Source organism: Vibrio sp. V12_P9A6T4 (assembly GCF_963874835.1).
Taxonomy (GTDB): Bacteria; Pseudomonadota; Gammaproteobacteria; order Enterobacterales; family Vibrionaceae; genus Vibrio; species Vibrio anguillarum.
In genome coordinates, this window is record NZ_CAWNJO010000109.1 from 1 (window position 1) to 7,018 (window position 7,018).

General features: G+C 44.6%; 5 protein-coding genes and 4 tRNA genes. 8 read left to right on the forward strand and 1 reads right to left on the reverse strand.

What is annotated here, in order from left to right; all coding sequences use genetic code 11:
• From tnpA to AACQ42_RS16150, 6 genes are all read left to right on the forward strand, one after another.
• Positions 1–242: IS200/IS605 family transposase (gene tnpA, locus AACQ42_RS16125; protein WP_141193167.1), on the forward strand; the 242-nt coding region annotated here is incomplete at its 5' end.
• A gap of 310 nt (positions 243–552) precedes the next feature.
• Positions 553–626, forward strand: a tRNA-Cys gene (locus tag AACQ42_RS16130).
• A gap of 2 nt (positions 627–628) precedes the next feature.
• Positions 629–704: transfer RNA gene (locus AACQ42_RS16135), tRNA-Gly, on the forward strand.
• Positions 705–789: 85 nt separating this feature from the next.
• Positions 790–876, forward strand: a tRNA-Leu gene (locus tag AACQ42_RS16140).
• Between the two features lie 23 nt (positions 877–899).
• Positions 900–975 (forward strand) — tRNA-Gly (locus AACQ42_RS16145).
• A 903-nt stretch (positions 976–1,878) separates the two neighbouring features.
• Positions 1,879–2,853, forward strand: a complete 975-nt coding sequence (locus AACQ42_RS16150; RefSeq protein WP_088728926.1) for a carbohydrate porin — start codon at positions 1,879–1,881, stop codon at positions 2,851–2,853.
• Positions 2,854–2,937: 84 nt separating this feature from the next.
• Here AACQ42_RS16150 and AACQ42_RS16155 read toward each other — a convergent pair whose 3' ends face one another.
• On the reverse strand, positions 2,938–3,420 hold the full coding sequence (locus tag AACQ42_RS16155) for a GNAT family N-acetyltransferase (protein WP_094123686.1): 483 nt from the start codon (positions 3,418–3,420) through the stop codon (positions 2,938–2,940).
• Between the two features lie 216 nt (positions 3,421–3,636).
• Here AACQ42_RS16155 and pheS point away from each other — a divergent pair, with 216 nt between their 5' ends.
• On the forward strand, positions 3,637–4,620 hold the full coding sequence (pheS, locus tag AACQ42_RS16160) for a phenylalanine--tRNA ligase subunit alpha (RefSeq protein WP_017044058.1): 984 nt from the start codon (positions 3,637–3,639) through the stop codon (positions 4,618–4,620).
• Positions 4,621–4,636: 16 nt separating this feature from the next.
• Positions 4,637–7,018: phenylalanine--tRNA ligase subunit beta (pheT, locus tag AACQ42_RS16165; protein ID WP_094166019.1), on the forward strand; the 2,382-nt coding region annotated here is incomplete at its 3' end.

Below are 7,018 nucleotides of genomic sequence, written 5' to 3' on the forward strand. Positions count from 1 at the left end.
TGATAGTTCCACCAAAAGTTTCGATATCAACGTTGATGGGAGTATTGAAAGGGCGTTCAGCAATCCGCTTGTTTAACAAGTTCCCACATATAAGAAAGAAACTGTGGGGTAATCATTTTTGGGCAAGGGGATACTTTGTTGACACAGTTGGTGTGAATGAAGAAATCATCAGGCGTTACGTAAGGCACCAAGACAAGAAAGATCAAGAATATGAGGCGCAGTTAGAGTTGAAGATAAACTAGCAGCGCAGGGATGCCCCCTTATAGGGGGCTATAAACCAAAGCCGCCTTCTAAGAAGGCGGATTTTTACTCCTCCAATTTCTACAATCCCTTTCACAACATGCATTATTGCTTTAGTTAAAGCACAGTTATCTCGTGTAAAAGGTGGTGAATTTTGCTATCAAATTAACCAAATCTGTCCTTTTTGGATGCAAAATAGCCAAACGATTTAAAAACTAAAAAAATAATATTGACTCATCGAATCGAATGCGTAGAATGCATCCCGTACTTGAGAGGAGCGGAAGAAACAACCCAACCCCTTGATGTTACAGGGGCGCGTTGGCAGAGGGGCTATGCAGCGGATTGCAAATCCGTGGACCTCGGTTCGACTCCGGGACGCGCCTCCATTGCGACACTAGCTCAGTTGGTAGAGCGCAACCTTGCCAAGGTTGAGGTCACGAGTTCGAACCTCGTGTGTCGCTCCAAATTTTGAGGTGTTGAACTTAACGTTCAGTATCTAAAGATGGTGTTACTAAATTTTGTAAACAGCATCGCAATGCAGAATTGCGTGCCCTGGTGGTGAAATTGGTAGACACAAGGGATTTAAAATCCCTCGACTTTCGAGTCGTGCCGGTTCAAGTCCGGCCCGGGGCACCATCTTTTTACTGCTTATGCAGTATGCGACACTAGCTCAGTTGGTAGAGCGCAACCTTGCCAAGGTTGAGGTCACGAGTTCGAACCTCGTGTGTCGCTCCAAATTAAAGCCCTAGCAGAAATGCTGGGGCTTTTTCATCTCTGTCTCACAGCCAGTTTACAACCAACGATATCGTTTTAGAGCAACCTTGCCAAGGTTGAGGTCACGCTTTTAGTTCAAAAGAAAGCGAACCTCGTGTGTCGCTCCAAATTAAAGCCCTAGCGGAAATGCTGGGGCTTTTTCATCTCTGTCTCACTGCCAGTTCACAACCAACGATGTCGTTTTAGCGCCACCTTGCCAAGGTTGAGGTCACGCTTTTAGTCCAAAAGAAAGCGAACCTCGCGTGTCGCTCCAAATTAAAGCCCTAGCAGAAATTGGGTAACCCCCCCTACGTTCACTATATTCGTTGACGGTTTCGGACGTGAAATTGAAATATTTTAAGCAAAGCCATCACCATCAAACAGCAGTGCTTCAATTTATGGTCAAATCTCGCATCGTTTTTACTCTCCATCCCCAATTCTAGAATGTTAATAATTTGATAAAGCAACCTTTATCTTGAGTTGTTATTATTTTGTGATGTGAAATTTCGGCCTACTTCACATAATTTTCGTGCCAACATTTAATTTATGGTGTGAATTATTTGCAAAAGCGTGATTTATATAAACTTATCAATAATCCATTCATGGGAACGATTCCTAATGTGACATTGATCTATTTTTACATTGATTCGGTGAATGTAAACTCCATCCCCGTCAGCAACGTTAAGGGAATACATAAGCAGTGGTTGCTGAGCAATAAAGAGATTGAGCTGTTCATGATTACCAAAGTAGCGTGCTACTTCCCCCGGTGAATGTGAGCCTAACTCATTAATTTTATTGTCTATATCTCAGGATGAGATTCAAGGTGTCAAGCACCAACATAATGATAATGATAATGATGACCATAAGGTCGATGGAGTATAAAAAATGAATTTTGCTACCTCTGGTAAACTTTCTCTTGCCGCAATTCTAATTTCAGCCGCACTACAAGCAAACGCAGGTATCAGTGTTGAAGGTGAACAAGGTGTTTTCTCAATCGGCGGTGATGTTGAGTTCGATATCAACCTTCGTGATAAAAATGCCACTGATAAGCAAGAGCTAAATCAAGACGGTCGTCTTTTGGTTCAAATCGCTGGTGAGCGCAGTGTGAGTGGTGACCGTTATATCAAAGCACAAGCACAGCCTTTACTTAAAACAACGGGTGATGTTGAGCTTGATGATGCGTGGATTGCATTTGGTCAGGCAAATAACTGGGAATTGAGAGTAGGTCGTTATGAAGCATTTGATCTATTCCCTGTTGGTCAAGATACTATGCTTGAATACGCAACAGCAGAACCGTATCGAGCGAATGCGGCTCGTGGTCGTGGCGATAACGGCCAAGTCGGTTTTAGTAAGACAGCGGATAATCTTTACTTTGAACTCTCTACCAAATTTGAGAAGAATGCGACTACAGCGGATAAAAATGCTGTGTTCGTACGCCCAGTTGTTGCGTACCAAATCGTTGACTCAGTTCGTGTTGCAGCTGGTTTAGAAGCCAATCTGACTGCAGATGATAAAGATGCTGCGAATGATTTCCTTGGTTATGGCGCGACAGTTAACTATTCTGCTAACGATCTTTCTATCAACGTGAACTATGCGTTCCGTGATTTCGACAAAACTAAACAAGAAGATACGACCATCGGTGCTAACTTACTGTTTAAAGGCTTTGGTCTAGGTCATGTCTATGGTGATGTTGATAAAGGTACTAGCGAGAAGGTAAATACCACTTATGCTTCTTACCAATTTGCTAATGTGATGGATGTGGAAGATTTCTCTGTTTATCTAGGTACTTACTACTCGAAAGTAGACGACACAGAAAACAAAGATCTAGGCATGCGTATCCGTCTAAAATACTTCTTCTAAGTTTTAAAATTTAAGCATTAAATCTCAACTGCTTTTGATGCCTACCGTTCGGTAGGCATTTTTTGTATAAGCAGATGCGATGATTTACAGCTGTTTAAGCATCCACACATCGCAGCCGTTGTGCTCAGTGCCGTCCATTGGTCGATCCAAATGTATAAATCCGAGCTTTTCATATAACTGAATGGCGGATGTCATACTAGATAACGTATCCAAATAGCAAGATTGATAACCTGCATTTTGAGCAAACGATAGGCATGCTTCACTGAGCATTTTTCCCAGCCCGCAACCGCGACTTTCTGGTAATAAGAAGAGTTTTTTTAGCTCACAGATCCGTTGGCTATGATGAAAGGCTGCAATACCTGCTCCACCGACAATGATGCCATCACGTTTGGCTACCAGATAAAGGCTGCTGCTCTCTTGCGTATAATGTTGACTCATGTTTTCCACTTCAGCATCAGATGGGCCAAAACCCTCACCGATGGCTCCAAATTCAGCACCTACAGATTGGATAATTTTACAAATGTCCGAATCATCTTGTGGTTCGATTGGTGTTATCGTGATGTTCATCGTTTCTTCTTAAAAATAGTCATGTTTTTATTATTGTTTGGGGGGAGGGAGGTAATATCAAGAGAGCGGCAAAAATAATGCCGTTTTTTTGTTCAAGAGCAAGCCTCAGTATCATTTCAATTTGGCTTTAGAGGTGGCTTTCGATACTATGTGCAGCTATCTGAAAAATACAAAAACATCCTATACGGACACTACCTACAGGTAGATGAGGAAACGATGCAACATCTAGAAGAGATTATTGCTAATGCGACCGCAGCGATTAATGCTGCCGATTCGCTAGTCGCACTTGATGAAGTGCGTGTTCAGTACTTGGGTAAAAAAGGTGAGTTAACCACTCAGCTACAGAGCCTAGGTAAATTGCCACCCGAAGAACGCCGCGCTGCAGGTCAAGAGATCAACGTTGCGAAAGAAACAGTGCAACACGCCATTGCTACGCGTAAAGATGCTTTGCAGCGAGCAGAGTTAGAAGCCAAACTAGCGGCTGAAACGATTGACGTTACTTTGCCTGGACGCCGCATTGAAAATGGTGGCTTACACCCAGTGACTCGCACAGTTGAACGCATTGAGCAGTTCTTTGGTGAGCTTGGTTTTCATGTTGAATCTGGCCCTGAAATTGAAGACGCCTTCCACAACTTTGATGCGTTGAATATTGCTGCCGATCACCCAGCACGTACTGATCACGATACCTTCTTCTTTAATCCAGATTTAATGTTGCGTACACACACGTCAGGTGTGCAAATTCGCACTATGGAAAATGGTCAACCGCCGTTTCGTTTTATTGCGCCGGGCCGCGTATATCGTAATGACTACGACCAAACACACACACCAATGTTCCACCAAGTTGAAGGAATGTTGGTTGATGAGCACGTCAATTTTGCTCAGCTTAAAGGTATTTTGAACGATTTCTTATGTAACTTCTTTGAAGAAGAAGTTGAAGTGCGTTTCCGTCCTTCTTATTTCCCATTTACAGAACCTTCTGCGGAAGTGGATGTGAAGGGTAAAAATGGTAAATGGCTTGAAGTTCTAGGCTGTGGCATGGTTCACCCGAACGTTTTGCGCAGTGTTGGTATTGACCCTGAAAAATATTCTGGCTTTGCATTTGGTATGGGTGTTGAGCGTTTAACGATGCTTCGTTATGGCGTCAACGACCTACGCGCGTTCTTTGAGAACGATCTGCGCTTCCTCAAACAATTCAAGTAATTCAAGGGTAAACACAATGAAATTCAGCGAATCATGGCTTCGTGAGTGGGTTAACCCTGCGGTTACGACTGACGAACTTACACATCAAATTACAATGGCAGGCTTGGAAGTCGATGACGTTCTTGCTGTCGCCGGTGAATTTACTGGCGTCAAAGTGGGTCACGTTGTGGAATGTGGTCAACATCCAGATGCCGACAAACTGCGTGTAACGAAAGTTGACGTGGGTGAGGAAGAACTGCTTGATATCGTTTGTGGTGCAGCAAACTGCCGCCAAGGCTTAAAAGTGGCGGTAGCGACTGTTGGTGCTGTACTGCCCGGCGATTTCAAGATTAAAAAAGCAAAATTACGTGGTCAACCTTCTCACGGCATGCTTTGTTCATTCAGTGAGCTAGGGATTGATGTTGAATCCGCTGGCATTATGGAGCTTGCAGAAGATGCTATCGTTGGTACTGATTTCCGCGAATTCCTAAGCTTAGATGATGTGACTATTGATGTCGATTTGACCGCGAACCGCGCAGATTGCTTTAGTATTCGTGGCCTTGCTCGTGAAGTAGGTGTATTGAACCGCATTGATGTCACTGAGCCATCAGTCACCGCTGTTCCTACTTCAATTGAAGATAAAGTCTCTATTGAAGTGAAAGCACCGGCCGCTTGTCCGCGTTATCTTGGTCGCGTGGTTAAAAACATTAATGTTCAAGCCCAAACACCGCTTTGGATGCAAGAGAAGTTACGCCGTTGTGGTCTACGTTCAATTGATCCAGTGGTTGATATCACTAACTATATCTTGCTTGAACAAGGCCAACCGATGCATGCCTTTGATCTTGCCAAGATCGAAGGCGGTATTGTTGTTCGTATGGCCGAGCAGGATGAAAAACTTACGCTACTCGATGGTACAGAAGCTAAGTTGAATGTTGATACGCTGGTTGTTGCCGATCACAATAAAGCATTAGCCATTGCGGGCATTTTTGGTGGTGAAGGTTCAGGCGTTAGCTCAGAAACCCAAGATGTACTGCTTGAGTGTGCTTTCTTTGCACCAGACCATATCCGCGGTCGTGCTCGTAGCTATGGCCTACATACTGATTCATCCATGCGTTTTGAGCGCGGTGTTGACTACGCGTTGCAAGCCAGTGCGATGGAACGAGCGACTCAGCTGCTGGTTGATATTTGTGGCGGTGAAGTTGCACCTGTGGTTAGTGTTGAGTCTGAAACTGAGTTACCTAAACCAAATCAAGTCACACTTCGTCGCACTAAACTGGACAGTTTGCTTGGTCATCACATTGCGGATGCTGATGTGGTTGAAATCCTAAAACGTTTAGGTATGAGTGTTGAGAGCCGTGCAGACAGTTGGGTTGCTACCGCGCCAACGTGGCGTTTTGATATCGCGATTGAGCAAGACTTGATTGAGGAAATTGGCCGTATTTACGGTTACAACAATATCCCTAATCAAGCTCCCGTTGCAGCATTGAGCATGAATGACCACCAAGAAGCAAACTTGCCACTTAAGCGTGTTCGTCATTTGTTAGTTGACCGTGGTTACCATGAAGCGATCACCTACAGCTTCGTTGAGCCAGAGCAGCAGAAACTGATTGTTCCAGATGTTGAACCACTCATTCTGCCTAATCCTATTTCTGCTGATATGTCAGCGATGCGTTTGGGCTTAATCCAAGGTCTATTAAATACCGTGGTTCATAACCAGAAACGCCAGCAGCCACGCGTTCGTTTGTTTGAATATGGTTTGCGTTTTATTCCTGATGCCTCGGCAGAGAACGGTATGCGCCAAGAGCCTATGCTCGCGGGTGTAATATCCGGTACTCGTGGTGAAGAGCACTGGAACATGGACACCGCAACGGTAGATTTCTTCGATCTAAAAGGTGACTTGGAAGCCATTCTTGATTTAACCGCCAACGGCAAAGCTTACAGTTTTACTTCTGTTGCACACCCAGCGCTGCACCCTGGGCAATCGGCCGCCATCGTTGTCGATGGTGAGATTATTGGGGTGATAGGCACTGTTCATCCAGAGCTTGAGCGTAAGTTTGGCTTGAATGGCCGCACCATCGTATTTGAACTTGAATGGTCAGCTGTGAACACCCGTGTAATTCCAGAAGCTGCATCACTGTCTAAGTTCCCAGCGAACCGCCGTGATATAGCACTGGTTGTTGATGGCGCCATTGCTTCAGGTGATATTGTCGATGCATGTCGTAACGCTGGTGGTGAGCTTCTAAAAGAGGCGAAGCTGTTTGACGTTTATGTAGGCAAAGGGGTTGAAGAGGGCAAGAAGAGTTTAGCGATTGCGTTGATGCTTCAATCGACTGAACGTACTTTAGAAGAAGCAGATATTGCAAGCGCTGTTGAATCGATTGTGACTTCAGTAGCGGCACAGTTTGGTGCAGCCCTGCGC